This window comes from Duganella margarita (genome assembly GCF_009857535.1).
Lineage (GTDB): Bacteria > Pseudomonadota > Gammaproteobacteria > Burkholderiales > Burkholderiaceae_D > Rugamonas > Rugamonas margarita.
This window is the reverse complement of the sequence record NZ_WWCS01000005.1, coordinates 173,548-198,889: the sequence shown is the minus strand read 5'-3', so window position 1 is coordinate 198,889 and position 25,342 is coordinate 173,548. Positions and strand designations below refer to the sequence as shown.

Genomic DNA, 25,342 nt, shown 5'->3' with positions numbered 1-25,342 from the left:
AACCAGCAGCTTTTATCACGAAACCCTTGCATCAATGGCATGTATAATAGCCAACCTGTCCAGAATTCACTGTGATCCCCCCATGTTAGCGCCCTTCCCGGCCCTGCGCCGCCTGCTCTTCCTTTGCCTGTTGCTGGCGCTGAGCGCCGCAAGTATCACCAGCGCGGCGCCCTCGCCGTCGTTGCGATTCAAGAAACTCGGCCCGCTGGCCGGCGACGAACCGTCGATGTTGTCGCTGATCCAGGACCGCAAGGGCTTTGTCTGGGTCGGCACCCACACGGACGGCCTGTACCGCTACAACGGCTACCAGGCGGTGAAATACACCAACAATCCGGCCGATCCGGCCAGCCTGCCGCATGACCGCGTGTCGTCCATCTTCGAGGACCGCCAGGGCCGCATCTGGGCCGCCACCCAGAACGGCCTGGCGCGCTTCAATCCGGACACCAACAACTTCACCACGTTTACCTCCGACAAGGCGCCGAAGAACCACCGCATCGTCAAGAACATCATTTCGGACGGCAAGGACGGCCTGTGGATCGGCACCTGGGGCGGCCTGCAGCACTTCGATCCGCGCAGCGGCAAGTTCGACGCCATCTACGCCCACAGCGACGCCGATCCCGACAGCCTGGCCAGCAACGACCTCAACGCGCTGGCGCTGGACGCGCAAGGCGGCGTCTGGATCGGCACCTGGCCCGGCGGCCTGGATTACCTGGCGCCCGGCGCCAAAACCTTCCGCCACCACCAGGTCGATCCAGCGGCCAAGCCGGACGCGCGCGTCAACATCGTCCGCGCGCTGCAATTCGACACCAGCGGCGCGCTGTGGATCGGCACCGAGTCCGGCATCATCCGCTGGGACGGCAAAAGCGACTGGGACACCCGCAAGGCCATCGTTTCGCCGTACAGCCGCATCACCAACTTCGGCCTCGACAACAAGGGCGTGCTGTGGGCCACCACGCTGTCGGCCGGGCTGCTGCGCTGGAACGAAGCCGACGAAGCATTCGACCAGTTCGTGCACGCCGCCGACGATCCCTACAGCCTGCCCGGCGACAACCTGCGCGCGGTGATGCAGGACCGCGGCGGCATGCTGTGGATCGCTTCCTTCACCGACGGCATCGCCCTGGCCAACCTGAGCAGCGAAGGCTTTACCCGCCATGTGCCGTTCCGCATCGACAGCCGCTCGGCGCCGGCCAGCAATGCGCTGCTGAGCCTGTCGCGCGCGCCGAACGGCAAGATGTGGCTGGGCGGGAATGTGGGCATGAGCTTGTACGACCCGGCCACCAGCAAGGTGCTGCACAGCTACCACGCCGACGACAAGGTGCCCGGCAAGCTGTCGCACTCGATCGTCTACAGCATGTACCAGGACGACGACGGCAAGGGTCCGCTGTGGCTGGGCACGTCCAACGGCCTGAACCGGCTGGACACGCCGGACAGCCCGTTCCAGGCCATCCACTTCGGCAACACCGCCAGCGACTACATCAACGCCATCGCGCCCGGCGCCGGCGGCGTGCTGTGGCTGGCCACCGGTAACAGCCTGATCCGCTACGAGATCAAGACCGACCTGCGCAAGATCTACTACAACGATCCGCAGGACCCGACCTCGCGCAGCGTCAACGGCACCTCGGCGGTGCTGGAAGATCGCCAAGGCCGCGTGTGGGCCGGCTCGGAATGGAATGGCGGCGGCCTCGACCTGCTGGACCAGGCCAGCGGCAAGTTCCGCCACTACCGCCACTCCAACCAGGACGCGAACAGCCTCAGCGACGACAACATCGCCAGCCTGCATGAGGATGCGCAAGGCCGCATCTGGGTCGGCACCAGCAAGGGGCTGAACCTGGTGGTGTTCAAGCCGGATGGCGGGATCACCTTCAAGTCCTACGCGGCCGCCATGCGCGCGCCGAAAATCCTGTCGATCCAGCACGATCATGAAGGCAGGATCTGGTGCAGCACCATCACCGGCCTGTACCGGCTGGAGCCGGACAGCGGCAAGGTCACGCACTTTACCGCGTCGGATGGTTTGACCGAAGGCTTTACCGTCAACTCGTCGGCGCTGGGCGCGGACGGCACGCTGTTCTTCGGCGGCGTGCACGGCATGACGGCGGTGACGCCGTCGAAAGTGAAGACCAGCTCGGTGCCGCCGCAGGTGGCGATCACCGACATCACCGTATTCAACCATTCGCTGCAAAACGGCCAGCCGAGCGAGAACGTCAAGGCCGAAGGTCCGGTGACGGCGCCGACCGCGCTGACCCTGTCGTCGCAGGCGTCGGTGTTTGCACTGGAATTCGCGGCGCTGCACTACACCGAGCCGTCCGGCAACCGTTATTCCTACCAGCTGCAAGGCTTTGACCGCGACTGGGTCGAGACCGACGCCAGCCACCGCACCGCCAGCTACACCAATCTGAATCCGGGCAAGTACATCTTCCGCGTCAAGGCCGCCAATCACCTGGGCGTGTGGAACCAGGTGCCGGCCACGCTCAACATCACCATCACGCCGCCGTTCTGGCAGCGCTGGTGGTTCCGCTCCGGCCTGATGGCGCTGGTGGTGGGTTCGCTGGCGCTGGCGTACAAGGTGCGCATCACGCGGCTGACGCGCCACCAGGCCGAGCTGGAACAGACGGTGGCGGCGCGCACCGTGGAACTGGAAGAATCCAACCGCAAGCTGGCCGCGCTCAGCACCACCGACGGCCTGACCGGCGTCAGCAACCGGCGCGGTTTCGACCTGGCGCTGGAAGCCGAATGGCGGCGCGCCGCGCGCACCGGGCAGACGCTGGCGCTATCGATGCTGGACGTCGACTACTTCAAAAAGTACAACGACCACTACGGCCACCTGGCTGGCGACGCCGCGCTGCGCACCGTGGCCGACCTGATCACCACCCACGGCCGCCGCACCACCGACCTGGTGGCCCGCTATGGCGGCGAGGAGTTCGCGCTGCTGGCGGCGGCCACCGACTCGGCCGATGCATTTGGCGTGGCGCAGGATATCTGCGCCGAACTGGCGCGGCGGGCGTTGCCGCATGAACAGTCGCCGTTTGGTATCATGACGATCAGTATCGGCGTGGCGGTGATGGTGCCGAGCGACGACACCTCGCCGCAGGATCTGGTGCAGCTGGCCGACCGGGCCCTGTATCGCGCCAAGGAAAAAGGCCGCAACATGGCGCTGCTGGCCATGCCGCCGATGTAGAGAAAAGTATGAGTATGGATGACCCGAAGCCGCAACCACCCACCCCGCCCGAACCGGGCGACTGCTGCCACAGCGGCTGCACTTACTGCGTAGATGACCTGTACCAGGAAGAACTGGACCGCTACCGCGCGGCGCTCAAGGCCTGGCAGGCGCGCCATCCGGAATAAGCCGGCGGCGCCCCAAGCCGTTACGCGCGTTGCCGGCGGCGCGCGCTCAATGCCAGCAGCAGCGCCGAGATCAGGAAGTAGAACGCGCCAAAGCCCGCATAGCCCACCACCGTGGCCAGCGCCGGCGGTTCTGCCGTGTGCAGCGCCTGGAAGATGAAGGCGCCGCCGGCCAGCGCCGACTGGCCGCCGCTCAGGATCATCGCCCACTGCGCGCCGTTGGTTTTCCAGCGCCGCACGCCGGTGCCCAGCTGCAGCAGTCCCGCCAGAATCGCCCACGCGCCAAACACGCCCAGCACCGCCTGCATGCTTTGCAAGCTCAGTCCCACTGCCAGCGCCGTCGCCAGGCTGACGCCGAAGTTGATGGCCTGGGTGCGGTTGGCCGCCAGCCCGCCGTTGCGGCCGGCGTCGATGAAATTGGCCACCGCATCCCATGCCGGATAGGCGACCAGCAGCACCGCGCCGATCAGCCACGATTGCTTGCCCGCCGTCAGGGCCGCAATGACCCAGGCGATGGAAAACGCCGCCCGCAGGGAGTAGTACTGCTTGAGCCAGCTTCCCTGGTTGAGATGGTCGTTCATGATGATTCCTTTGTTTACTACCTACTAGTTGGTAGGTATATTGGGTTTAAAAAAGGGACGCCCGGTCATTCCGGCATCCCTGCTTAGACTGCGGTCAACAAATCCAGTTGCGGTTTCATGATGGCGCCGAACATGGCCGGATCACCATAAGCCCGCGCCGACAGCATGGCGCCATGGACCGACGCCATGAAGATTTCCGCCTCCACCTGCGGCGCACGTGCCAGCTTCAGCACGCCTTGCTGCTGTCCCCGCTCCAGCGCCCGCGCCATCCACGCCGCCAGTGCGCGGAAATGGGCGCGGACTTCCAGCGCCACTTCTTCCGGCAGGATCGGCAATTCGCTGGCCAGCAAGGCACAGACGCAAAACTGCGCGCTGGCGTCGCCGATGCAGGTTTCCCAGTACCGGATGTAGGCGCGCAGTTGCTGGGCAGGATCGGGCAAGCTGAGTTCCAGCTGTTCCAGTCCGTCGCTGGCGGCGACGCGGTACTGCGCCACCAGCGTCCGCACCAAGTCCACCTTGCTGGGGAAATGGTGATGAATGCTGGCTTTGCGGATGCCAATCACTTCAGCGATGTCGGCATAGCTGAAGCCGTTGTAGCCACCCGCCGCGATCAGCACCCGGGCGCTGCCGAGGATGTCTTCCGCTGTGTTGGATAATTTACTCATGCATACATCCTACCTTCTAGTAGGATGATCGTCAAGCGATTTAAAAGCCGGCGCCTTTTCAGAGGCGCCGGCTGCTGGCTATCCGGTTAGAACGCTTCCCACTCGTCGCCGCCGACGGTTTCCTTGACCGGCTTTTTGAGCGCCGGCCGTGGCGCCGGCGCCTTGGCGCTGGCCACCACCACAGCCGGCACCGAAGGCTTGCGCGCCGGCGCCGATGGGGCCGTCGCCAGCAGCTTGAACACGCTGACCACTTCGCTCAGCTTGGCCGCCTGCTCCTGCATCGACTCCGCCGCCGCTGCCGCCTGCTCCACCAGCGCCGCATTCTGCTGCGTCACCTGGTCCATCTGCACGATCGCCGTATTCACCTGCTCGATGCCGGCGCTCTGCTCCACGCTGGCCGAGGTGATCTCGCTCATGATGTCGGTCACGCGGGTGATGCTGGTGACGATCTCGTTCATCGTCTCGCCGGCCTGGTTGACCAGCACCGAGCCGGCTTCCACCTTGTCCACCGAATCGCTGATCAGCAGCTTGATGTCCTTGGCCGCCGCCGCCGACCGATGCGCCAGGTTGCGCACCTCGCTCGCCACCACCGCGAAGCCCCTGCCCTGCTCGCCGGCGCGGGCCGCTTCCACCGCCGCGTTCAGCGCCAAGATATTGGTCTGGAACGCGATCCCGTCAATCACCGAAATAATGTCGACAATCTTGCGCGACGATTCATTGATCGAGGCCATGGTGCCGACCACCTGCCCCACCACATCGCCGCCCTTCATGGCGATGCCGGAGGCCGACTGCGCCAGCACGTTGGCCTGGCGCGCATTGTCGGCGTTCTGCTTGACGGTGCTGGTCAGCTCTTCCATCGACGAGGCCGTCTCTTCCAGCGAACTGGCCTGTTCCTCGGTGCGCGACGACAGGTCCTGGTTGCCGCTGGCGATCTCCGACGACGCGGTGGCGATGGTGTCGGTGCCGTTGCGCACCTGGCTCACCAGGCTTTGCAGATTGCCGGTCATGTCCTTCAGCGCCTGCATCAGCTGGCCCGTTTCGCAGGCGCTCCTGACGTCGATGGAACGGGTCAGGTCGCCGCCGGCCACATCGCGCGCCAGCGACACCGCCTCCTGCAAGGGCGTGGCGACAATCTTCGCCACCCACATCGCCAGCACCATGCCGATGCCGATGTTCAGCACCAGCAGCACGATCGAGATGATGCGGGCATTCTGATAGGTAGCCGAGGCAGCGTCGCTGGCGACATCGCCGCCATCCACATTCAGCTTGACCAGCTTGTTGACGCTATCGGTGATGATCGTCAGCGCTTGCGCCGAGCTGCCGGACGACAGCGCGCGCGCCTCGGCCTTCTTGCCGGCGCGCGACATCTCGATCATCCTGCCGTGATCGGTGAGGAAGGCCGCCAGCCCCTTGTCGAACTCGGTGGCGATGGCTTTTTCTTCCGGGCTGGAAATCAGCTTTTCGTAGTTGTCGCGGTGTTGTTTGAGCAGGGCCAGCGACTTGTCGAGGCGCTGTTCATAATCGGCCAGGGCGGCCGGATCCTCGTTGAGCAGATGCGCCAGTTCCCAGCGCCGCACTTCGCCGACGTCGGTGCGCAGGTCCATCACCGCGCGTACACTGGGCATCCAGTTTTCGGCCAGGTCGGTGGAGGCTTGGTTGACGCGATCCATCGACCACATATTGCTGATGCCGAGTACCAGGGTCAATACCAGCACGGCGCCAAAAGAAACGAACAGTTTGGTGGCTATCTTCAGATCGTAAAACCATTTCATGGCCCAACTCCTCATAGCGGCTTCTGGCTAACCAGTATGCAACTATGTGCAGCGCCATGCCAGCGCCACGCTGCGCTTGTGTTTTCCGTGCAACAGCGTGGCGCCGGGCTTGCTTACAGCTTGCCGTTCAGGGTCAGGAAGAACTGGCGTGGCGCGCCGGTCAGCAGCGTTTGCGCGGTGCCGTTCGGATCGCTCGCCTGGAAGCCATTGGTGCCGATGGTGCTGATGTACTGCTTGTCGAACAGATTGGTCACGTTCAACTGCAGCGACAGTTCCTTGGCCCAGCCCAGCGACTTCAGCTTGTAGCCGGCCGACAGGTTGGCCAGCCAGAACGACGGCACGCCGTTGTCGTTCAGGTAGGTGTAGTAGCGCTTGCCGGTGTACTTGGCGCCCAGGCGGGCAAACACCGGACCGCCTTCATACGACACTTCGGTGTTGAACAGCTGGCGCGGGGCGTTCACCACCGTTTTGCCGCTGACGGCGACCAGCGTGGCGCCGTCCATATAGTTCGACTTGTACTTCGAATCGTTGAAGGTGTACGAGTTGAACCAGCTAAATTCGCGGTTGAACTTCCACACGGCGACCGCTTCCGCCCCCTTGGTGTCGACCTTGCCAACGTTGACGAAGGTCGACGGGCAACCGACGATGCCGGCGCAGGTCGCCACGCTCAGTTGACGGTCGTCAAAGCGCGCACTGTACACCGCCACCGAACCTTGCAGGCTGGCGCGCTTGAAGCGATAGCCGAGGTCGATATTGGTCGAGGTTTCCGGTTTCAGGTTGGCGACGCCGGCGTTGTAGGCCGCCTGCGTCTGCGAGAACGGACCACCCACGCCCGGCTGGTGCGCGCGCATGTTCTTCGATGCCGAACCGAACACTTCGTCGTCGCTGGTCAGCGCGTAGTTGAAGCCGGCTTGCGGCAGGAATTTCTTGTTGGCGTCCAGGTTGCCGGCGGCACGGGTGCCGACGATGTTGGTGGCCTTGATGTCGACGTCCAGCGCCTTGAAGCCAGCGTTGATTTTCAGCTTGTTGTCCATCAGCGCCAGCGCGTCCTGCAGGTAGTACTGCGAGGTGGTGGTGATGAAGTTCTGCTTCCAGTCGGTGGCGAACGGATTGGTCAGGTAGAACATGGTGTCGGCCGGACCGGTCACGCCATAGTAGTTGCGGCTGGCGGTGTGGTTGTTACGCTCGCCCCACAGGCCGGCGGTGACGGTGTGGTCGCCGATTTCCCAGCTCAGGTCGCTGGTGACGCCATCGCGGTTGATGGTGTACTCGGTGGTGCGCAGCGAGATCGGGTTGGCCGCGTTGGTCGGCACATACGGCGTGTACCAGTGGCCCTGGCCCTTGTTGTCGTGGTGGTAGATGGTGGTCTTCAGGTCCACGCCCTGGGTCAGGTGCAGGTCCAGCGTCAGGCCGCCGATGGTGTCCTTGCGCAGGCCGCCGGCCGAGTAGTAGGCATCGTCCAGGCTGTTGACGCCGCCGGTGTAGACGCCCTTGGCGGCGTTGACCGCGCGCTGCCAGTCCGGCTGGTAGTTGTCCCAGTTGTAGCCGAGGCGGCGCACCATTTCCAGCGACATATCCTGGTAGTCGATTTCCTTGCGGTCCGAGTAGTTCAGGAAGCCGGTCAGGCTGTTGTCGCCGAAGTTGAAGACGAAGCGCGAGTTCCACTGATCCTGGTCCTGGCCGCCGTCGCCTTTCCATTTGTCGGTGCGCTGGCGGGTGCCGCTCAGGAAGGCCTTGAAGACGCCGTTGATCAGGCCGGTGTCGACGCGGGCGAAGGTGCGCGAGGTCGAGTCGCTGCCGACGGTTTGCGCGAAGGTCAGGCCGCGCTCATCGGTTGGCGCCAGCGTGAAGAACTGCACCGTGCCGCCCAGGTTGCTCGACGACGCCGTGCCAAGCGAACCGGCGCCCTGCGACACCGACACGCTGCCGATGTTTTCCGACGAGATGGCGCGGCTGATGTGCAGGCCGTTGTTGTTACCGTAGCTCATGTCGCCGAGCGGCACGCCGTCCAGCGTGTAGCCCAGCTGGCTCTGGTTGAAGCCGCGGATGCTGAAGCTGGTCGACCATTCGTAGGCGCCGAACGGGTCGGCCGACTGGAAGTTCACGCCTGGCAGCTTGTCCAGCACCTTCAGCGGGCTGGTGCCCGGCAGCACTTCGGCCAGATCCGTCTTGTTGATATTCTGCACCTGACGCGACTGGCCGCGGCCGGTGATTTCCACCGTTTGCACCGGACCGGCCATGGCGCCGGCGGCAGCGCTGTCATCGGCGGCGGCGTCGGCCACATCGGCGGTGCCCGCATAAGCCTGGCAAGCCAGCGCTTGCAGGACGACCAGGCACAAAGGTTTCAGAGGGAAGCGCTGTGACATGAGAGAGTTCTTTCTTGCTAGAGGGGTGGATAGTCAACTGGCAAGATTGTAGGAAGCGCATGTGACCAAGCGATGACGCCGGCATGACATCTTGATGACACAGCAACACTAATTTAACGCCCGCACCGTGTTAACATGGGCAAACAGGAGACCTCATGGAAACAGAAGCGCATCCCGCCCCGCCGGTGCCGCCCCTACCGCCAGCGGCGGCCACCGTCGCCAAGGCGCCGGCCAAAGGCTGGCTCGGCAAGCTCGGTCCCGGCCTGATCACCGGCGCCGCCGACGACGACCCGAGCGGCATCGCCACCTATTCGCAAGCCGGCGCGCAGTTCGGCTACGGCATGGTGTGGACGCTGATCCTGACCTATCCGCTGATGGTCGGCATCCAGGCCATCAGCGCGCAGATCGGCCGCGTCAGCGGGCACGGCCTGGCAACCAATATCCGCCGTCATTTTCCGGCCTGGCTGCTGTACGCGCTGGTCGGCTTGCTGCTGCTGGCCAACACCATCAACATCGCCGCCGACGTCGCCGCCATGGGCCAGGCCGCCAGCATGGTGCTGGGCGGCGGCGCGCACTGGTATGCGGCCGGCGCCGGCGTGCTGTCGGCGGTGCTGCAAGTGATGCTGCCGTACCGCAGCTACGTGCGCGTGCTCAAATGGCTGACGCTGGCGCTGCTGGCCTATGTGGTCACCGCGCTCACGCTCAAGCTGCCATGGCTGCAGATCCTGCATGCCGCCGTGCTGCCGCCGCTGGCCTGGAACAAGGACTACATCACCACCGTGGTGGCGATCTTCGGCACCACCATCAGCCCGTATCTGTTTTTCTGGCAGGCCTCGCAGGAGGTGGAAGATCTGCGCGCCGATCCCGACGCCCGCCCGCTCAAGCGCGCCAGCGAGCAGGCCAGGGACCAGCTGCTGCGCATCAAGATCGACACCGTCAGCGGCATGGGCTTTTCCAACCTGGTGGCGATGTGCATCATGCTGACCACCGCCGCCACGCTCGGCGCGCACGGCATCACGCATATCGGCTCCTCGGCGCAGGCGGCCGAAGCGCTGCGGCCGATCGCCGGCGACTTCGCGTTTGCGCTGTTCAGCATGGGCATCATCGGCACCGGCCTGCTGGCGGTGCCGGTGCTGGCCGGTTCGGCCGCCTACGCCATCGCTGGCGCCATGCGCTGGAAGAACAGCCTGGAGCTGCAACTGTCCGGCGCGCGCAAGTTCTACGGCATCATCATCGGTGCCACGCTGGTCGGCACGGCACTGTGCTTCACCAATGTCGATCCGATCCAGGCGCTGTTCTGGAGCGCAGTGCTGAATGGCGTGATCGCGGTGCCGGTGATGGTGGTGGTCATGCTGCTGGCCTCGCGCAAGTCGGTGATGGGCGCGCTGGTGATCTCACGCCGGCTGCGCGTACTGGGCTGGCTGTGTACCGGCGTGATGGCGGTCGCCGTGGTGGCGATGTTCAGCACGCTGGGGTAAGCTGGCGTTTTCCACGGGAGGGACGATGCGAAAACTGAGCGCGCTGATATTGGCGGCGATGCTGGCCTTGCCGGCCCTGGTGGCACTGGCCATCGACCGTCCCTTCCCCGCCAACATCCTGCGCGGCAAGTTCACGCCGGGCTACTACCCGGACATCACGCTGGACGGCAAGCCGCGCCAGCTGTCGCCGTCGGCGCGCATCTTCAATCAGGATAACCGCATCGAAATGCCGGCCGCTGTGCGCGGCACCGATATCGTGGTCAACTACACGGTGGACGGCATGGGCTATATCGACCGCATCTGGATACTGACCGACGATGAAGCGGCGCAGAAAGTGCCGGCCGCTAAATAGCGAAATCGGGCTGGGAAGGCGTCTGCGCCAGCGCTGCGGCGCGGCTGTCGGCGAAGCGCAACAGCTCGTCCGGCACAATCGGGCGGGCGATGTGATAGCCCTGCAAATAGTGACAGCCCATCCGTTCCAGGATGGCGGCCTGGCCGGCGGTCTCCACGCCCTCCGCCACCAGCTGCAAGCCGAGGCTGTGGCCCATGGCGATAATCGCGTGCACCAGGTTGTTGCTGCGTTCGCTGTGTTCGATGTCCATGACGAAGGCGCGGTCGATCTTCAGCGTGTTCAGGTGGAACTGGGTCAGGTAGCTGAGCGAGGAATAGCCGGTGCCGAAGTCATCCAGCGAAATGCCGACGCCCAGCGCGCGCAGCTGGGCCAGCACGGTCTGCACGTTGAGGGTGTCCTCGATCAGCACGCGCTCGGTCAGCTCCAGCTCCAGCTGATGCGGCGACAGGCCGTTGCGGATCAGCGCCTGCGACACCAGCGTGACAAAGCCCGGATCGGCCAGCTGCCACGACGAGACGTTGATGCTGATGGTGACGTCATGCAGCGCCGTCTGCTTCCACAGGCCGACCTGGCGGCAGGCCTGATCCAGCACCCAGGTGCCCAGCGCGATAATCATGCCGCTGTCTTCCGCCACCGGAATGAAGCGGTCCGGCGGCACCGGTCCCAATAGCGCACTGTTCCAGCGCAGCAGCGCCTCGACCTTGGTCAGCTTACCGCTGTGGGCGTTGGTGATGGCCTGGTAGACCAGCGAAAATTCGTTGGCCTCGATGGCGCCGCGCAGTGCGCCGTCAATCACCAGGGCGTCGCGGGCCGCCGCATTCATGTCCTCGGTAAACATGCGCTGCTCGCCGCGGCCGGTTTTCTTGGCCTCGTACATGGCGATATCGGCATTGCGTAACAGGGTTTCGCTATCGGTTCCGTGGTTTGGATAGCAGGCGATGCCGATGCTGGCCGTGACGCTGATAGCGTGATAGGACAGCTCGAAGCCGCGCGCCATGGCGTCAAGGATGGCATCGGCGCAATCGATGGCCGTCTGTTCGGCGCTGCCCGGCGCCAGGTCCGGCAGGACAATGATGAATTCGTCTCCGCCGAAGCGGGCCAGCACATCTTCCGGACGCAGCAATGCATGCAGACGATGGGCGGCCGTGCGCAGCAGTTCGTCGCCGGCCGCGTGGCCGAAGGAATCGTTGACGCGCTTGAACTTGTCCAGATCGATAAACAGCACCGCGCACTCGCGCCCGCTTTCGGCTGCCCTGGCAACTTTCAGCGCCAGCCTGTCCGACAAGGCGTGGCGGTTGGCGTAACCGGTGACCGGATCGATGCGGGCGGCCTGGTGCAGCTGGTCATCCTTCTTTTTGCGTTCGCTGATGTCCAGCAACTGGACCAGGCAGTACAAGCGGCCGCGCTCAATATACGGCGAGCCCAGCAGTTCGACTGGCAGATGATTGCCGTTACGCAGTTTAAATGTTGCTGTATCGGCAATCGGATATTGCACGCCGTCGGCTTCGAACCGGAAGAAATAGCGGTCGGCCATTTCGCGCGACAGACCGGGCAGCAGATCGCAGACGTGCTTGCCGATCAGTTGCTGGGCGTTATCAAAACCCAGCAACCTGGCGCAGCGTTCGTTGGCGACGTGGACGTAGCCGCGCCGGTCGCGGATCAGGAAGCCGTGGCTCAGGCTGTCGATGGTGCGGGCGTAGCGCTGCTGGATTTCATCCTGCACCGCGTAGACCAGGCCGAGCATGGTCAGCACCTTCAGCACGCTGGTGCCGATAAACCATACTACATAGCTATCTTGATTGAGACTTGCGGCGGCAATTAAATTAAACCCGCCGCGCAGCATCAGCGTCATACCAAGAAAACGGTAGCGGTTATTAATACCGATCAGCCGCGTTCCTGCCCACAGCATAATAAAGCCCAGGGCGGCGGCACTGCCGCGTGGCAGCCAGTTATTATCGATATTCCACAGCAGATAAAACAATCCGCTGGCGACTAAAACGGTGGGCGCGATCCAGCGCACATGCACCGCGCGTAATTTCCCGATAAAGAATTGCGTACCGGACCAATATCCCGCCATGCCGGCGGACAAAAAGAATGCACTTAAATAGAGCTGCCATTGCAGCGATATAAGATTCGCCGTACCAAACCAGACGATACCGCCCGCCATAATGGCCAACTGGCCGACACCCCAGAATAGCGCGTGCTTTTCCTTGCGCTGCATCAGCCAAAGGAAAATCAGTAACGCGCTCAAGATGGTATCGGCGGTAAATTCCACCACCATCGCGATGAGAAAGCCTGGATCTGCGCTCATTGACATGCGGCGCCGCTGCGGCGCGGTTCAAGTAACCATGTCATTGTAAGCCCAACCGCGGCCAAATCATGCCAAAAATTAGCACGTACCAGCCAGTTTTGAGCTTGCGCCCTAAAGAAACAACGAAATGGCAAGACTCCACATGACCAGCGCGATAATCCCATCCAGAATTCGCCAGGCGCCTGGCCGGTAAAATACCGGCCTCAAATACTGCGCACCGAGACCCAGGCTGCTAAACCATAAGATGGATGCCAACATTGCTCCCAAAGCAAAATAGAGCCTGCCATCGCCGGGCTGCTGCCCGCCGATGGAACCTAATAAAACGACGGTATCCAGATAAACGTGTGGATTTAATAAACTGAAGGCCAGCATGGCGGCAATCACGGTTTTTCGATCTGGCGCAGTGTTATTTTGATCGTCGACCATGGCCGATGGATTACATGCCGAACGCGCAGCACGCAATCCATACCAGAACAAAAATCCGGCGCCGGCGATCTTTATCCAGAATAACAGCGCTGGCGCTTCGATAATCAGCTTTCCCATACCCGCGACGCCGGCGGCAATTAACACCACGTCGCAGATAATACAGATGGCAATACAAGTTATGACAAATTCGCGCTTCAACGCTTGCCGCAATAAATAAGCGTTTTGTGAACCGATAGCAACGATCAGGCTACCGCCCAGACCGATACCTTTCAAAAAAGCGGTGGCTTCCATGGCCGTCTCCGTGCAAAAAAACGCCAGATTACGGCCAGCCGCAAGATAAGTATAATTAATATTATTTGCCAAGTATTAGAGAAGCTAATGAGCCACGTAGACTACCGGGGACTGGCCGCGCTCGACGCGGTAATCGATCATGGCAGTTTTGACAAGGCTGCTGTGGCCTTGTCGATCACCCAATCGGCGGTGTCGCAGCGCATCCGCCTGCTGGAAAACAGCGCCGGCGAGTTGCTGATCGTGCGCAGCCAGCCGCCCTCGCCGACCGAAGCCGGGCAGCGTTTGATCGCCCATTACCGCCAGGTGCGGCTGCTGGAATCGGCACTGGACAAGCGCCCCGGCGACCGCGATATCCGTCCCGAAATCGCCATCGCCGTCAACGCCGACAGCGCCGCCACCTGGTTGCAGGAAGCGGTGACGCCGTTGATGCAGAGCGGCGACTGCATGTTGCAGATTCGCCTGGACGACCAGGACCACACGCTGAGCATGCTGCGCGAAGGCCGGGTGTTCGGCTGCGTCACAAGTGAAACCGCCCAGGTACCCGGCACCACCGCCACGCCGCTGGGCATCATGCGCTATTTTTGTGTGGCGACGCCGGCATTTGCCGCCCGCTGGTTCCCGGGCGGCATGACGGCCGAAACCGTTCCGCATGCGCCGGTGATGACCTTCGACCGCAAGGACATGCTGCAAACCCGCTTCATCGCCCAGCATACGGGCTATACCGGCCGCTATCCGCACCACGCGCTGTCCAGCTCGGAAGGCTATGTGCGATTTGTCGAGGCGGGTTTTGGCTACGGCATGCTGCCGCTACCCCAATGCCAGCGGCAACTCCAGCAGGGCCAGCTGGTGGATCTGGCGCCCGGTAAATGGCTGGACGTGCCGCTGATATGGCATATGTGGGACATCCAGACCCCGTTTACGCGGGCATTGTCGGACAATTTGATCGCTACTGCGCGCAACTGGCTGCTTTAACCGGCCAGTTCGGCACGCACGCGGGCTTCCCACGCTGCGATGTCCGGCTGGTGCAGATAGCGCGCTTCCGATGCCGGCTCGTCCATCGGCGGCCCGACGCGCTGGTAAATCATCACACTGGTCCACGATAGCGTACCCGGGGCATGCGACTGCAGTAACCGGAACGCCGGGTGCTTGATCGGATAGGTGGTGGTGGTGACCAGCGCGCCTTCCTGCAATTCCCGCGCCAATTTGTTGCTGATCGCATCCATCAGCGGGCCGAAACAGGTGCTGTACAAGAACACCAGACTGGCGCCGCGCACGTCGAACTTGAACATATCGCTCTCGACAAAGGCGATGCGCGAACCCAATTCCAGCAAATGGCTGCCGCTGGCCTGCAGTCCGGAGGGCAATAGCAGCGGCGTATCGAGCGTCAGCGGTCGCGGCAGGGATTCCAGCCCCTGGCGCGTCAGCGTCAACAGCTTGATCAGCCGCTCCTGCGCCAGCCGGTGCCGATAATTCATCAGCTCAATGCCGACGCAGCGCGTGAAAGGCCAGCTCAGCGCAGCCGTCATCACCACTTTGCCCAGGCCGCTGCCGAGGTCGACCATCACGCCGCCGGGAGACAGAAAGGGTTTGATGGCGTCAAAATAGTTTTCCAGCTCGAAGCGCTGCATTTCGCCGTAGATCAGGCCTCCCTCGAGGATCAGCCAGTCATGCACTTCGTCGTCCGAAATAGCCTCCAGCGGACGGAAACCGGGCAGCGGCGCCAGCTTGGGCAGCATGCCCATCGGCAGGATGCTGGCCGGCAGCGTGCCGATCATCACACTCAAGTGCGGACGCAGGCGCTCCAGCAGGTAATCGTGGCGGGCCGGTTTTTCCACGCAGGCGCGCAGCGCATAGCCGATTTCCAGGAACGGCAAAAACGGTGAGCCGGGCGTCAGCTCCAGCGTCGGGCGGGCGTGCGCCTCGCCGCCCTGGATACTCTGGAACAGGGCCTCGAAAATATCGGCCGGTTGGCGGCAACGCAACACCGGCTCGGCCAGCCGGTTTTCAGTACGGAAGGTGGGCTGCAGAGTCGTGCGATTCATCAGAACGAGGATTGCACTTCCCGTCAGTTTTGTAAATAGAGCATCATGCCGGTCGCAGCGGATTTAGCATTTTCGCAACATCGTCGTAATGCGCTTGCCAGCCTGAACTGGCCAACTTGGGGGCGCACACCGGGCACACTACGAACGGATCGCAGTCGTGCTGCAACTCGACGTAGAAGCGGCCGATCACCGGCTTGCCGGCATACGAATCCGTCATCACCGGGCGCGACTTGAGCGACGGCTTGGCCACCGCCGGCACAAAATCGGCGCCGCCGGGCGGCAGCCAGCGCTCGAAGGCGCCGGTGTCTTTGCCATCCGGCACGTACCACGACTTGCGCTCGCTATTCCAGCGCGCGCCGAGCGCCTTGGCTTCTTCTTTTTCCGCGAACGGCACTTTTAAAAACATCATCTTCAATCACTCCCCGACAGCAAGATGATTATTTTACCGGCTGTGTGCGAAAATATGCGCATGCCTACGATAGAACCCCTCACCCTGACCCTGACCGAAGTGGCCGAGCGCTGGAATCTGCTGCCGCAGGAAATACTGCTCTCGCCGCACGCGCTGCCGATGTATTTTTACTTTGACGGCCTGGTATTCGACTTCAACGACAAATGGCACCGCGCCAATGGCGACGTCAGCGTCGTGCAGGCGCTGGAAGGCCACAAGACGCGCCAGTCCACGCTGGAAATCGACCTGCAGCGCCAGGCCATGCACAAGCGCGGCCTGCTGAAGCTGACGCAATGGGAAGAAGCGCTGAGCGACGAGGAAATGCAAAGCCAGCAGTCCGAATCGGACCGGTTGACCGAGGAAATCGCCCGCCTGGGCGAACTGCTGAAAAAGCGCAGCGAAGAGCGCCAGCGCAGCGTGCGCAACGGCCTGTTGCGTGCCGCGCCGCGCAGCCTCAACGAAATTGCCGAGCGCGGCCAGACCCGCTTCCCGCAATTCGCCTACATGCCGCACACGCCCAACCGCCCGGCCGGCGACGCGGCGGCGATCGTTGAAGGCTCGGTGGTGGCGCTGGAAGACGGCTTCCCGCTGAAGGAATTTTTAACCGGCGCGGATCTGGTGGTGTCGATGCTGGACATCCGCGCCGTCGAAGACCTGGCTAAGTAAGCGCAATCCGCTTCTGCTCGCGCGCCGAGCGGTAGATCGCTTCGACGATGCGGATATCGCGCAAGCCTTCCTCGCCCGGCACGATCGGCTCCTTGTTATTGATCACGCATAGCGACAGATGGTCCAGCTGGCCAGACCATTGCGTTGCGCCTGGTCCCGGCGGCGGCGTGATCAGGTTGCTGCGATCCTGTCCGACCCACAGCTTGTTGCCGTCGTAGCGCGTACCCGGCTCCATATCGATGCGGCCCTTGTCGCCCATCAGCAGGATGTGGTTCTGGTTGGCGCTGTACATCGACATGCAGGATGCGATGACGCCGGAAGGGAACTCCAGCTCGAACTCGATCATATCCTCCACCTCGCGGAAGCGTGGATCGTTGCGGTCGGTGGTTTCCTTGGCGTAGACGGCGATCGGTTCCTCGGCCGTCATGTAGCGCGCCGCATTGAGCGCATAGATGCCGATGTCCATCAGCGAACCGCCCCCGGACATGGCTTTCTTCAGGCGCCAGGAGTTGGGATTGCCGGCGGTGAAGCCGTGTTCGGAGCGGAAGTAGCGCAGCTTGCCGATATCACCGGCGCGGGCGCGGCGGCGCGCTTCCAGATTGTTGGCCTCGAAGTGGCAGCGGTAGCCGATCATCAGCTTCTTGCCGGCCTTCTTGCAGGCGGCGATCATCGCTTCACACTCCTTCGACGACACCGCCATCGGCTTCTCGCACATCACATGCTTGCCGGCTTGCGCGGCGCGGATGGTGTACTCGGCGTGCATCGACACTGGCAAGCAGACGTAGACCACGTCGATGTCCGGATTGTCCTTGATGCTGTCGAAATTGTCGTAATTGTAGATGCTGCGCTCCGGCACACCATACTCGGCCGCGACACGCTTGGCCTTGACCGGATCGCCACTGACCAGCGCCACCAGCTTGCTGTGCTGGCAGTTCTTAAACTGCGGAATAATGATGCCCAGTCCATAGCCGCCCAGCCCGACAATCGCGTAACCCAGCTTCCGTTCCGGCGTCGCCGCCAACACCGGCAATCCCACCGCCGACACCGTGATAGCGCTACCAGCAGCCAGCATAAGCCCGCGTCGATTCAAATCAATCATCTCCTCACTCCTTTGGGTAGTTTGTCAGGCGATTTTAGTACAAACTAAGAAGACTGAGTCCAGCAAGAGGCAGCCATGCTTACCGTCAATCTCAATGAAGCAAAAACGCACCTTGCCAGACTTGTTGAGCAAGCTGCGAAAGGAGAGTCGTTTGTCATTACAAAGGCGGGGAAACCTCTTGTAAAGGTAACGGCACTCCACCCGCCAAAAATTGATCAAACTCACCGTCTCGGTTTTATGGCCGGACAAATTATTGTCCCGGAAGACTTTGACCGCATGGGGGCCGATGTCATTGATCAGCTATTCAACAGTAAAGCATGAAGCTGTTATTGGATACACATTTATTGCTCTGGGCAGCAGGGCAACCTGAACGGCTGCCCCCTGCCGCACACGCTTTACTTGATGACGCGAATAACGAGCTGTTGTTCAGTGCTGCCAGCCTATCGGAAATTACGATCAAGCGCGGCCTCGGACGCAACGATTTTCTTGTGGATCCGCGCAGGCTGAGACGCGGACTGCTTGACAATGGTTATAGAGAACTACCTGTGAGCAGCGAACACGCCGTTACGATCGACAGTCTTCCATCAATCCATAAAGATCCCTTCGACAGAATCCTTGTAGCACAGGCTATTATCGAGGGAGTCGCCTTGCTTACATCCGATCCCGTGGTAGCTCAGTATCCTGGGCCCGTTCAAAGCGTGTGAAATAAACGAGACCTGTTACCGAGCGCCGGGGGCTTTCGCGATTTGCGCCAGGGCGACGTCCAACGCCTGCGCGGCGGGCACCTCGACGTCCGGCTGCACGCCGGTGCGTTCCCAGTTGGCCTGGGTGACCGGATCGACACTGCGGCCAATCGCCACGAAGGCGATCAGGTGATGCGACACCGGTTCGCCAAACTGCTTGTGCGCGCCGCCCGAGGTCTTGTGGCCGACGATCACCGCCCGCTTCTGCTGCTGCAAACCGTAAGCAAAAGCTTCCGCCGCCGATGCGGTTTCTTCGTCAACCAGAACATACAGCGGGCGCTGGCTGCCGTAGCGTGGCCCGGCCAGCTTGGTGGTGGTGATAAAGGAATCCGTGACTTTGCCACTCCGGTCCAACTCGTCCAGCAAATGCACAGGACGATCATCAAAGAAATAGCTGGACAGTAGCGTCACCATTGGCGGCATGCCACCCTGTCCATCGCGCAAGTCGACAATCATGGCCTGGCTACCGGCCGCCTGGGTCATCACCTTGGCGAGCGCCTCGTTGGCAAATGAATCCACTGGCCCGAAGCGGCTGACCTGCAGATACGCCACCTTGCCCTTCATCTCGAATTTGGCCAGGCCAAAATTATCTGGCCCCGGACGCGCAACTGGCACAGCCGGCTTTGGCGGCGGCGGTGGCGGCTCCTCCAGCGCATCAAACTCAACATACACCAGCCCGTTGTGCTGATCCGGCACGATGGCATCCAGATCTTTCTGCACCTGCTCCGCCAAGGCTTTCTCCTCCAGCCCGGCATAGTCGCCATGCTTCAGGTGGCTGCGCAGGCTATCGGCCAACAGCTTGCCTTTTTCCGGGAAAACATAGCTATCTTGCAGCTTCTGCGCATATTCTTCAATCAGCTTGGTACGCGCGACATTATCAAATTCAGCCGCGTGTAGCACGCCGGCAAAGCCAATGCTCAAAGCAGCCAGTACCACGATGCGAGAAAACGGAATCATTTCTGCCTTCGAATGGAGTTAAGGATGCCGGAATAATAACATTACTTGCGGGCAGGTTTACTGCTGGTCCTAAGGCAGATCGGCATTTAAGTGATTTCTAAATCACCAAACCTAAGCTGAATTGGTCGCTGCGCAGCCACGAAAACAATCAAAAACCCAACCTTATCTCAGGAGTTTAGCCATGAAAGTTATCGCCCACATTGCAGCATTGACGCTTGCCACCCTGACCGCCAGCGCCGCCATGGCCCAGAATGCCGACCACGCCAAACCCATCGTCAAAACCACCTGCGCCGATTACATCTCCCTGGACGAGACCATCAAGCCGCGCTTCATCTACTACGTCGTCGGCCACGGCCAGAACGGCAAGAAAGAAGCGGTATTCGAGGAAGTCGCCGTCGACAAGATCAAGCCTGAGCTCGACAAATTCTGCTCGATCAACCTGACCAAGTCGGCCTACGACAAGGTCATCGCCAGCAGCGTGGCGTCCGAGAAGGCATATCGCCAGCAGCACGAGGCCGCCAAAGCCAAATAAATGGCCGGCTGTTACAAAGTATGAGAATTGAAAGCATGTCGAACTGTAAAATTGCCGCGAGACAATTATTTACGGTTCGACATGAACAGCACAGCTTTACTGATCGTCGCCACCATCGGGATACTAATTGCAATCTCGCTTATCCCGAAGAAGCGCAGCAAACTCAAACCGCTCAGCCAGCTAAAGGTCCAGCCGCGCCGGCCGCTGACCGCGCGTGAGCAGCAAATGTTCTTCCGGCTGACGGAAACCCTCACCGACTGCACCGTCTTCGCCCAAGTGCCGCTGGCCGCCCTGTTGACCACCAGCGATCACCACGACCGCAACCGCTACGACCGCAAAATCGCCGACTTCCTGATCTGCACCAAAACCCTGACGCCGATCGCTGTCATCGAGCTGGACGATAGCACCCATGACAAGAAGATAGCGAAAGATGCAGACCGCGACGCCATGCTGAGAAATGCCGGCTACCAGACCATCCGCTACCGCAACTATCCATCACCGGATCAGCTACGCCAGGATATCGAGAACGCATTCAAGAAAGTCGCGGGACTGGCGCCCCAGACTGCGCAGGAAATCTAACGCCAGATGAAATAATAGCTGCCCAAGAGCAGCTATTAAAAATTGGTAGGCCCTCGCGGAGTCGAACCGCGCACCAAAGGATTATGAGTCCTCTGCTCTAACCAAGCATGAGCTAAGGGCCCGAAGAACACGGGAGCATATAGGCTCCCCCTATCTCAGTCAAGCCTTAGTTACCTTCCAGGAAACTCTTCAGCTTGTCCGAGCGGCTCGGGTGACGCAGCTTGCGCAAGGCCTTGGCTTCGATCTGGCGAATCCGCTCACGCGTGACGTCGAACTGCTTACCGACCTCTTCCAGCGTGTGGTCGGTCGACATTTCGATGCCGAAGCGCATGCGCAGCACCTTGGCTTCGCGCGGCGTCAACGAGTCCAGCACATCCTTGACCACGCCACGCATCGACGCGTGCAGCGCGGCGTCGGACGGCGCCAGGGTGTTGTTGTCCTCGATGAAGTCACCCAGATGCGAATCGTCGTCGTCGCCGATCGGCGTTTCCATCGAGATCGGCTCCTTGGCGATCTTCATGATCTTGCGGATCTTGTCCTCTGGCATTTCCATCTTGATGGCCAGCGTTGCCGGGTCCGGCTCGGCTCCGGTCTCTTGCAGGATCTGGCGCGAGATCCGGTTCATCTTGTTGATGGTCTCGATCATGTGCACCGGAATCCGGATGGTGCGCGCCTGGTCGGCGATCGAGCGCGTGATGGCCTGACGGATCCACCACGTGGCATAGGTCGAGAACTTGTAACCGCGACGGTATTCGAACTTGTCGACCGCCTTCATCAGGCCGATGTTGCCTTCCTGGATCAGGTCGAGGAATTGCAGGCCGCGGTTGGTGTATTTCTTGGCGATCGAGATCACCAGGCGCAAGTTGGCCTCGGTCATTTCGCGTTTGGCTTTGCGCGCCTTCATTTCACCGGCCGCCATCTGGCGGTTGATGTTGCGCAAGTCCGGCAGCGGCAGCACCACGCGCGCTTGCAGGTCGATCAGGCGCTGTTGCAGCTCCTTGATGGTCGGGATGTTACGGCCCAGGATGGCGCTGTAGGCATGGCCGGCGGCCACTTCGCCATCGACCCATTCCAGGTTGGTTTCATTGCCCGGGAATACTTTGATGAAGTGAGCGCGCGGCATGCCGCACTTGTTCACCGCCACGTCGAGGATTTGCTTCTCGATGTGACGCACTTCGTCCACCTGGCCGCGCAGCGTGTCGCACAGCTTCTCGACCACTTTGGCGGTGAAGCGGATACCCAGCAGTTCCGAGGAAATCGCTTCCTGCGCCTTGACGTAGGCCTTGGAGTTGTAGCCTTCCTTCTCGAAGGCACGGCGCATCTTGTCGAATTGCAGGGAGATCGTGTCGAATTTATCCAGCGCAGCGTTTTTCATCGCTTCCAGCTGTTCGGCCGAGTAGCCGGCGGCGGCACCGGAAGCGCTGGCTTCTTCCTCTTCCTCTTCTTCCTCTTCCTCTTCTTCCTCTTCTTCTTCGTCCTCGTCGCTGGCGGCGGACGCCGGCGCTGGTGGCGCATCTTCGTTATCGTCTACCAGACCGTCGACAATTTCGTCGATCTTGATTTCATCGGCGCGGATCCGGTCCGACGCGGCGATAATTTCCGCGATCGTCACCGGACAGGCCGAGATCGCCTGGATCATGTCCTTCAGGCCATCTTCGATGCGCTTGGCGATTTCGATCTCGCCTTCGCGGGTCAGCAGTTCGACCGAACCCATTTCGCGCATGTACATGCGGACCGGGTCGGTGGTGCGGCCAAAATCGGAATCGACGGTGGACAGCGCCGCTTCGGCGGCAGCCTCGGCTTCGTCATCGCTGGTCACGGTGGCGACATTGTCCGACAGCAGCAGCGTCTCGGCATCGGGCGCATGCTCGTAGACGGCGATCCCCATGTCGTTGAAGGTGCCGATAATGCCTTCGATCGCTTCCGGATCGACGATATTGTCTGGCAGATGGTCGTTGATTTCGGCGTACGTGAGGAAACCGCGTTCCTTGCCGAACTTGATCAGGGTCTTGAGTTTCTGGCGGCGGCGTTCGAGCTCTTCCTCGGTCGCTTCCGTATCCGACGAGAACGCATCTTTGAGCAGCGCTTTTTCCTTGGCCTTGCGATCCTTGGCCTTGGCCTTGTCGACCGCTTTCAGCTCGGCGCGTTCGACCGCGTTGAGGGCGGCGACTTCGTCGTTCTCAGGTTGGAATTCTTTGGGTTTGCGCCCGCGCCGGCCTGGCACTTTGACCGAAGGCAACACGTAGCCTGACGTGTCGATGGCTGCCAGCGTGGCCGCGTCGGTGGTCTGGCTGACCACTGGCGGATTGCTGGCAACACGCGTCTCCGGCTTGTCAGCCGTTTTAGCGGATTTTGCGCTCACTTTAGCCGGCTTTTCAGCCGCTTTGGATTCAGGTTTCTTGATTGGCACAGGCGCTTTCGATTACGGATAAAGTTTCGATCCTTAGATCACTACGTCTTCGAACTTGCCGACTACACAAGTCCGACAATACTACGACTTACTTACACCTGGGTCAGGCCGACCGCCCTCTATAGAACTCCAAGGAATTCTACTGCATCAGACACGTGCGCGGGGGCAAGAAACCGTGACTCGGTGAGCTAGCAAACAGACTATTTGCTCGACCGTAGCTGGCCCTGGCCGCCGACACCCGTTCCTCTGCGTCGATCAAGAGCCTAACTCACTGAAAACAAACACACTCTGAACAGAAAAACGATGCCAAAACATACAACACTTAGCGTTTTATTATAGCACGTCACTTTTCAATTTCCAGAGGGAAGACCGGACATCCCCCAGTGGAATCATGACAGAAACGTTACGCTACAAAACGAACAACAACTTAACGAGTAGGCAACTCCGCCTGCGCCTCGCGCAACAGCTGATCCTGCTGCGCGGTCAGCTCGCGGTAGCGCACTCCAATCTCATCGGATGACAGCCCGGCCGCAAACAACTGGCTCAACTCATGCTTGAGCGCATCGTGCTTGACCTGGCGGATCGCCGCCCGCAATACCACCCGCTCGGTATCGCGCTCGGTTTCCGGCTCCTTGACGATTTCGGCGATGAGGCTGTCGTAATCGTCGCCCAGCGACTTCAGATGCTGGGCAAACGCGGCAAACGCGCCGCCCTCGCCCATCTCGCGCGCCGTCGCCACCAGCTGCGCCAGCCGCTCGGCCGATTCCTGGCCGAAGAACTGGAACGCTGCCTGCGCCGCGTCGTCGATCTCCAGCGCCAGCGCCGGATGGGCAATCAGCACGCGCATGATTTGCAACTCCAGTCCTTTCGGCTGCGGTCGCCCGCCGCGCGGCGGTGCAATCTTGTTCAGCGACACCGGCTTGGACAGCTCGAACAGCACCTCGATTTCCGACGGCGAGGTCTGCGTCAGCTGCGCCAGCCCGCGCACGATCTGCAAGCGCAGCGCCGTCGGCGTCATTGCCTGCAGCATAGGCTTGGCGTCGAACTGCGCGCGGGCGCGGCCTTCGAGACTGTTCATGTCGTGCTCGCCGCAGGCTTCCTTGATCAGGAATTGCGACAGCGGCATCGCCTCGTAAATTTCCTGCTCGAACGCTTCCTTGCCGTGTTCGCGCACATAGCTGTCCGGGTCGTGCTCGGCAGGCAGGAACAGGAACTTGATGGTCTTGTTGTCCGTCACATGCGGCAGGCACGCTTCCAGCGCCCGGCGCGCGGCGCGGCGGCCGGCCTTGTCGCCGTCGAAGCTGAAGATCACCGTGTCGGTCTGGCGCAACAGCTTCTGCACGTGATGGGTGGTGCAGGCGGTGCCCAGCGTCGCCACCGCTTGCGGGAAGCCCATCTGCGCCAGCGCCACCACATCCATATAGCCTTCCGTCACCAGCACATAGCCGGCGTCGCGGATCGCCTGACGCGCCTCGAACAAGCCATACAGCTCGAAGCCCTTTGAAAATAAAGGCGTTTCGGGAGAATTCAAGTATTTCGGTTCGCCCTGATCCAGCACCCGGCCGCCGAAGGCGATCACCTGGCCCTTGGTATTGCGGATCGGGAACATGACGCGTTCGCGGAAGCGGTCATAGCGCTTGCGGTTGCCGCCATCCTCGTCCACCTTGTCGATCACCAGGCCGGACTCGGCCAGCGCCACCACGTCGTAATCGGGGAATACGGAACGCAGGTTGTCCCAGCCGTGCGGCGCATAGCCGAGGCCGAAGCGGGCGGCGATCTCGCCGGTCAGGCCGCGCCGTTTCAAATAGGCGATGGCCTCAGGCGCGTGGCGCAGTTGCTGTTTGTAGAAGTCGGTGGCGCGCGTCATCGCTTCGGTCAGCGCCAGGCTCTGGGCCTGCATTTGCGCGCGTTGCGCCGGCGGAATCTTGTCGTCCTGGTCCGGCACCACCATGCCGACGTTTTGCGCCAGTTCCTTGACGGCATCGACAAAGCCCATGCCGGAGTATTCGATCAGGAAACCGATCGAGGTGCCATGCGCGCCACAGCCGAAGCAATGGTAAAACTGCTTGGTCGGGCTGACGGTGAAGCTGGGCGACTTCTCGTTGTGAAACGGGCACAGCCCCATGAAGTTCGCGCCGCCTTTTTTCAGCTGCACGTAACGGCCGACCACGTCGACGATATCGACGCGGTTCAGCAAATCGGCGATAAAAGATTGTGGTATCACTGGGCTGGACGGTCTCGGAGTGGATCAGACTATACCGCCGCCGCCGATGCGCCTTGATGCA

22 protein-coding genes and 1 tRNA gene are annotated in these 25,342 nt (G+C 61.7%); 10 read left to right on the top strand and 13 right to left on the bottom strand.

All coding sequences use genetic code 11. The features are described from left to right. Positions 1-82: 82 nt before the first annotated feature. Both GTP55_RS10060 and GTP55_RS10055 read left to right on the top strand, forming a co-directional pair. The gene (locus GTP55_RS10060; protein ID WP_161044794.1) at positions 83-3,175 is read left to right on the top strand and encodes a ligand-binding sensor domain-containing diguanylate cyclase; all 3,093 of its coding nucleotides are present in this window, start codon (positions 83-85) and stop codon (positions 3,173-3,175) included. A gap of 8 nt (positions 3,176-3,183) precedes the next feature. Beyond that, positions 3,184-3,342: an oxidoreductase-like domain-containing protein gene (locus GTP55_RS10055; protein ID WP_161044793.1), complete on the top strand. Its 159-nt coding sequence runs from the start codon at positions 3,184-3,186 to the stop codon at positions 3,340-3,342. A gap of 20 nt (positions 3,343-3,362) precedes the next feature. Here the strand turns inward: GTP55_RS10055 and GTP55_RS10050 are convergent, their stop codons facing one another. The 4 genes from GTP55_RS10050 to GTP55_RS10035 form a co-directional block, all read right to left on the bottom strand. Continuing rightward, positions 3,363-3,920 (bottom strand): DUF308 domain-containing protein, encoded by a 558-nt coding sequence (locus GTP55_RS10050; protein ID WP_161044792.1) that lies wholly within the window; start codon positions 3,918-3,920, stop codon positions 3,363-3,365. A gap of 83 nt (positions 3,921-4,003) precedes the next feature. After that, positions 4,004-4,585 (bottom strand): TetR/AcrR family transcriptional regulator, encoded by a 582-nt coding sequence (locus GTP55_RS10045; RefSeq protein WP_161044791.1) that lies wholly within the window; start codon positions 4,583-4,585, stop codon positions 4,004-4,006. A gap of 86 nt (positions 4,586-4,671) precedes the next feature. Then, positions 4,672-6,357 carry a methyl-accepting chemotaxis protein gene (locus tag GTP55_RS10040; protein ID WP_161044790.1) on the bottom strand — a complete coding sequence of 562 codons (1,686 nt, stop codon included), beginning with the start codon at positions 6,355-6,357 and terminating at the stop codon, positions 4,672-4,674. 113 nt (positions 6,358-6,470) lie between these two features. Continuing rightward, on the bottom strand, positions 6,471-8,723 hold the full coding sequence (locus tag GTP55_RS10035; protein ID WP_161044789.1) for a TonB-dependent receptor: 2,253 nt from the start codon (positions 8,721-8,723) through the stop codon (positions 6,471-6,473). Positions 8,724-8,878: 155 nt separating this feature from the next. Between GTP55_RS10035 and GTP55_RS10030 the strand changes: the two genes are divergently transcribed. Together GTP55_RS10030 and GTP55_RS10025 are read left to right on the top strand one after the other, a co-directional pair. Next, entirely contained in the window at positions 8,879-10,201 is a 1,323-nt protein-coding gene (locus GTP55_RS10030) for an NRAMP family divalent metal transporter (RefSeq protein ID WP_161044788.1), read from the top strand. A 25-nt stretch (positions 10,202-10,226) separates the two neighbouring features. After that, positions 10,227-10,553 (top strand): hypothetical protein, encoded by a 327-nt coding sequence (locus GTP55_RS10025; protein ID WP_161044787.1) that lies wholly within the window; start codon positions 10,227-10,229, stop codon positions 10,551-10,553. On the opposite strand, the gene GTP55_RS10020 is transcribed toward GTP55_RS10025, so the two are convergent. Further along, positions 10,546-12,864 (bottom strand): putative bifunctional diguanylate cyclase/phosphodiesterase, encoded by a 2,319-nt coding sequence (locus GTP55_RS10020; protein WP_229257852.1) that lies wholly within the window; start codon positions 12,862-12,864, stop codon positions 10,546-10,548. The genes GTP55_RS10025 and GTP55_RS10020 overlap by 8 nt on opposite strands. A 111-nt stretch (positions 12,865-12,975) precedes the next feature. After that, a complete protein-coding gene (locus GTP55_RS10015) occupies positions 12,976-13,581 on the bottom strand; it encodes a LysE/ArgO family amino acid transporter (protein ID WP_161044786.1) in 606 nt (201 codons plus the stop codon). A gap of 87 nt (positions 13,582-13,668) precedes the next feature. Between GTP55_RS10015 and GTP55_RS10010 the strand changes: the two genes are divergently transcribed. Further along, entirely contained in the window at positions 13,669-14,553 is an 885-nt protein-coding gene (locus GTP55_RS10010; protein ID WP_161044785.1) for a LysR family transcriptional regulator ArgP, read from the top strand. On the opposite strand, the gene GTP55_RS10005 is transcribed toward GTP55_RS10010, so the two are convergent. Both GTP55_RS10005 and GTP55_RS10000 read right to left on the bottom strand, forming a co-directional pair. Beyond that, complete coding sequence (locus GTP55_RS10005) at positions 14,550-15,623, bottom strand: class I SAM-dependent methyltransferase (protein ID WP_161044784.1); 1,074 nt, start codon at positions 15,621-15,623, stop codon at positions 14,550-14,552. The two genes, GTP55_RS10010 and GTP55_RS10005, sit on opposite strands and share 4 nt — an antisense overlap. Positions 15,624-15,666: 43 nt before the next feature. After that, complete coding sequence (locus GTP55_RS10000) at positions 15,667-16,032, bottom strand: DUF5710 domain-containing protein (RefSeq protein ID WP_161044783.1); 366 nt, start codon at positions 16,030-16,032, stop codon at positions 15,667-15,669. Between the two features lie 60 nt (positions 16,033-16,092). On the opposite strand from GTP55_RS10000, the gene GTP55_RS09995 reads away from it, so the two are divergent. Then, positions 16,093-16,737, top strand: a complete 645-nt coding sequence (locus GTP55_RS09995; RefSeq protein WP_161044782.1) for a hypothetical protein — start codon at positions 16,093-16,095, stop codon at positions 16,735-16,737. Here GTP55_RS09995 and GTP55_RS09990 read toward each other — a convergent pair. Further along, a complete protein-coding gene (locus GTP55_RS09990) occupies positions 16,730-17,836 on the bottom strand; it encodes a Gfo/Idh/MocA family protein (protein ID WP_161044781.1) in 1,107 nt (368 codons plus the stop codon). The genes GTP55_RS09995 and GTP55_RS09990 overlap by 8 nt on opposite strands. A 75-nt stretch (positions 17,837-17,911) precedes the next feature. Between GTP55_RS09990 and GTP55_RS09985 the strand changes: the two genes are divergently transcribed. Both GTP55_RS09985 and GTP55_RS09980 read left to right on the top strand, forming a co-directional pair. Continuing rightward, positions 17,912-18,157, top strand: coding sequence for a type II toxin-antitoxin system Phd/YefM family antitoxin (locus GTP55_RS09985; RefSeq protein ID WP_161044780.1), 246 nt, complete (start codon positions 17,912-17,914; stop codon positions 18,155-18,157). Continuing rightward, positions 18,154-18,540: a type II toxin-antitoxin system VapC family toxin gene (locus GTP55_RS09980; RefSeq protein WP_161044779.1), complete on the top strand. Its 387-nt coding sequence runs from the start codon at positions 18,154-18,156 to the stop codon at positions 18,538-18,540. Before GTP55_RS09985 ends, GTP55_RS09980 begins: the two co-directional genes overlap by 4 nt. Positions 18,541-18,555: 15 nt before the next feature. Here the strand turns inward: GTP55_RS09980 and GTP55_RS09975 are convergent, their stop codons facing one another. Next, the gene (locus GTP55_RS09975; protein WP_161044778.1) at positions 18,556-19,536 is read right to left on the bottom strand and encodes a S41 family peptidase; all 981 of its coding nucleotides are present in this window, start codon (positions 19,534-19,536) and stop codon (positions 18,556-18,558) included. Between the two features lie 181 nt (positions 19,537-19,717). Between GTP55_RS09975 and GTP55_RS09970 the strand changes: the two genes are divergently transcribed. Next, positions 19,718-20,068 (top strand): HdeA/HdeB family chaperone, encoded by a 351-nt coding sequence (locus GTP55_RS09970; protein WP_161044777.1) that lies wholly within the window; start codon positions 19,718-19,720, stop codon positions 20,066-20,068. An 81-nt stretch (positions 20,069-20,149) separates the two neighbouring features. Then, positions 20,150-20,647: a DUF2726 domain-containing protein gene (locus GTP55_RS09965; RefSeq protein WP_161044776.1), complete on the top strand. Its 498-nt coding sequence runs from the start codon at positions 20,150-20,152 to the stop codon at positions 20,645-20,647. A 43-nt stretch (positions 20,648-20,690) separates the two neighbouring features. Here GTP55_RS09965 and GTP55_RS09960 read toward each other — a convergent pair. The 3 genes from GTP55_RS09960 to dnaG form a co-directional block, all read right to left on the bottom strand. Next, positions 20,691-20,769, bottom strand: a tRNA-Ile gene (locus tag GTP55_RS09960). 44 nt (positions 20,770-20,813) lie between these two features. Further along, entirely contained in the window at positions 20,814-23,057 is a 2,244-nt protein-coding gene (gene rpoD / locus GTP55_RS09955) for an RNA polymerase sigma factor RpoD (RefSeq protein ID WP_161044775.1), read from the bottom strand. 427 nt (positions 23,058-23,484) lie between these two features. Further along, positions 23,485-25,281 carry a DNA primase gene (gene dnaG, locus GTP55_RS09950; RefSeq protein ID WP_161044774.1) on the bottom strand — a complete coding sequence of 599 codons (1,797 nt, stop codon included), beginning with the start codon at positions 25,279-25,281 and terminating at the stop codon, positions 23,485-23,487. Positions 25,282-25,342: the final 61 nt, after the last annotated feature.

Coding starts and splice junctions, on each gene's coding strand:
- GTP55_RS10045 (WP_161044791.1), bottom strand. CDS start 4,585: ATGAGTAAATTATCCAACACAGCGGAAGACATCCTCGGCAGCGCCCGG.
- GTP55_RS10040 (WP_161044790.1), bottom strand. CDS start 6,357: ATGAAATGGTTTTACGATCTGAAGATAGCCACCAAACTGTTCGTTTCT.
- GTP55_RS10050 (WP_161044792.1), bottom strand. CDS start 3,920: ATGAACGACCATCTCAACCAGGGAAGCTGGCTCAAGCAGTACTACTCC.
- GTP55_RS10010 (WP_161044785.1), top strand. CDS start 13,669: ATGAGCCACGTAGACTACCGGGGACTGGCCGCGCTCGACGCGGTAATC.
- GTP55_RS09995 (WP_161044782.1), top strand. CDS start 16,093: ATGCCTACGATAGAACCCCTCACCCTGACCCTGACCGAAGTGGCCGAG.
- GTP55_RS10025 (WP_161044787.1), top strand. CDS start 10,227: ATGCGAAAACTGAGCGCGCTGATATTGGCGGCGATGCTGGCCTTGCCG.
- GTP55_RS09985 (WP_161044780.1), top strand. CDS start 17,912: ATGCTTACCGTCAATCTCAATGAAGCAAAAACGCACCTTGCCAGACTT.
- GTP55_RS10035 (WP_161044789.1), bottom strand. CDS start 8,723: ATGTCACAGCGCTTCCCTCTGAAACCTTTGTGCCTGGTCGTCCTGCAA.
- GTP55_RS10000 (WP_161044783.1), bottom strand. CDS start 16,032: ATGATGTTTTTAAAAGTGCCGTTCGCGGAAAAAGAAGAAGCCAAGGCG.
- GTP55_RS09975 (WP_161044778.1), bottom strand. CDS start 19,536: ATGATTCCGTTTTCTCGCATCGTGGTACTGGCTGCTTTGAGCATTGGC.
- GTP55_RS10005 (WP_161044784.1), bottom strand. CDS start 15,623: ATGAATCGCACGACTCTGCAGCCCACCTTCCGTACTGAAAACCGGCTG.
- GTP55_RS10020 (WP_229257852.1), bottom strand. CDS start 12,864: ATGAGCGCAGATCCAGGCTTTCTCATCGCGATGGTGGTGGAATTTACC.
- GTP55_RS09980 (WP_161044779.1), top strand. CDS start 18,154: ATGAAGCTGTTATTGGATACACATTTATTGCTCTGGGCAGCAGGGCAA.
- GTP55_RS09965 (WP_161044776.1), top strand. CDS start 20,150: ATGAACAGCACAGCTTTACTGATCGTCGCCACCATCGGGATACTAATT.
- GTP55_RS09970 (WP_161044777.1), top strand. CDS start 19,718: ATGAAAGTTATCGCCCACATTGCAGCATTGACGCTTGCCACCCTGACC.
- GTP55_RS09990 (WP_161044781.1), bottom strand. CDS start 17,836: ATGATTGATTTGAATCGACGCGGGCTTATGCTGGCTGCTGGTAGCGCT.
- GTP55_RS10055 (WP_161044793.1), top strand. CDS start 3,184: ATGAGTATGGATGACCCGAAGCCGCAACCACCCACCCCGCCCGAACCG.
- GTP55_RS10060 (WP_161044794.1), top strand. CDS start 83: ATGTTAGCGCCCTTCCCGGCCCTGCGCCGCCTGCTCTTCCTTTGCCTG.
- GTP55_RS10015 (WP_161044786.1), bottom strand. CDS start 13,581: ATGGAAGCCACCGCTTTTTTGAAAGGTATCGGTCTGGGCGGTAGCCTG.
- GTP55_RS10030 (WP_161044788.1), top strand. CDS start 8,879: ATGGAAACAGAAGCGCATCCCGCCCCGCCGGTGCCGCCCCTACCGCCA.